General features: G+C 37.1%; 1 protein-coding gene. It reads right to left on the reverse strand.

Annotated elements, in window-relative coordinates; translation table 11 throughout:
• Positions 1-35 precede the first annotated feature (35 nt).
• Entirely contained in the window at positions 36-1217 is a 1182-nt protein-coding gene (locus AC1DVJ_RS30905) for an ABC transporter substrate-binding protein (RefSeq protein WP_477596748.1), read from the reverse strand.
• Between the last annotated feature and the right edge of the window lie 397 nt (positions 1218-1614).

Consider the following 1614-nt stretch of genomic DNA (forward strand, 5'->3'; position numbering starts at 1 on the left):
GAGTAACCAATTGTTTCAATTTTATTGTCGCCAGTTTACATGTAATGCTTGCCTTCAAAACCCCATACGAGAAGGTTATACAGATCATTCCACATAGCCGTATCAAACAAATTAATAAGCTGCATAGCACGCTCAGGATTTTTAGATGTTCTTGTAATCGCTAAGTTCGTGGAATCGGACAAGTTGGAGATAGTATACTTCTCTTCCATTGGAATTAGCTGAATTGGGAAACCATATCTTGTAGAATCTGCTTTCGAAACATCTTCGATACTGCCAACCATCGTATGGAACCAAGCAATGTTCCCGTCTGGCTTACCTTCATCTTGACGTTGATTTTGCAAGCTCAAGATATCTTTACGAATGTAACCTTTGGCATACCAATCCGTCATTGTTTTGATATAACGCTGCTCATCMGGTGTGTCATAYAAATTGATAACCTTTAAGCTTTTCGGATCTTTCAAATCACCTACTAATTTGAAAGATGGTGTGATGATATTGTGATGCTGCATACCCGTAAGTACATTCGGGCTAAAGCCTTTTCGTAATTGATTGTTTTGCTTCAATTTCTCTAGGTAACCTTCAATGACAGCGAGTGATTCCTTGGATGCAGGACCCGTTTTATAGAAAGTTTCTTGTGCTGCCTTCGGATCGATGTATCCTTTATCAACAAACTCTTTCGGTACACGCAGCGTTGGACGGTTATCTACTGCTTGTTGATAGTTTGGAATCGCATATAATTTGCCATTCACACGAGCGCGGTCCAATACCCAAGATGGAATTTCTTTCTTAATTTCTGGTGCATATTTATCAACTAATGAATCCAATTCGATATAAGAACCTTTGTTGACTTCACCTGGATAATCCAATAGATATCCTGTCCATGCAATGTCAATCTCTTCGGATGCAGCAGCCATTAGTTTCCATTTCTCAGCGTATTCCGCGCCAGTCATTGGTACGAATTCTACTTTCGTATTTGGAAGTAATGTTGCCAATTTCTTGTTGAATTCATCATAAACCTSTTGCGAATCAGCTTGCTTACCAGGACCCATCGTTACAAACTTCAGTGTAACCGGCTTTGCTGCTGCTGCCGTTGTTGCCGCAGCACTTGGTGAAGTTGATGGTGTGCTAGTACCTGTTTTGCCGCACCCAGTAATKATTAAAGCMGTYGTCATACTTAGAAGAATAGTCTTGCTAAAAACAGTTTTAAGATTTTTCATTTTTATATTATCCCCCTTCAATACGTTCAAATAAGGTGTTGTCCTTGCACTACTTTGTCCTTGTGTATCGTTGTAATTTCGTTCGCAACTAGGTTACAATGTCATATTACGATATTTCAAAGGTGTAAGTATATATATAAATGATGGAAATAAGATTGAGGGAACCAACGTGTCTTTCAAATATCCATGATATTGAACCAAAATTTTGATTCGAATACAAAATTATTTTTTTTGACAAAATAAATAAACTGAAATCAACTAAATTCACTTTTAAAAACTTTTAATATAAGAAAAACCGTCCTCAGAAAAATCAGGACGGTTTAATATGATTCTTTATAATTACAGTAATCCTTCGTTCGAAATATCTTTTAAAGCGTCTGTGTAGCTAGTAATAAGT

The organism is Paenibacillus sp. P4_A9 (genome assembly GCF_056402415.1).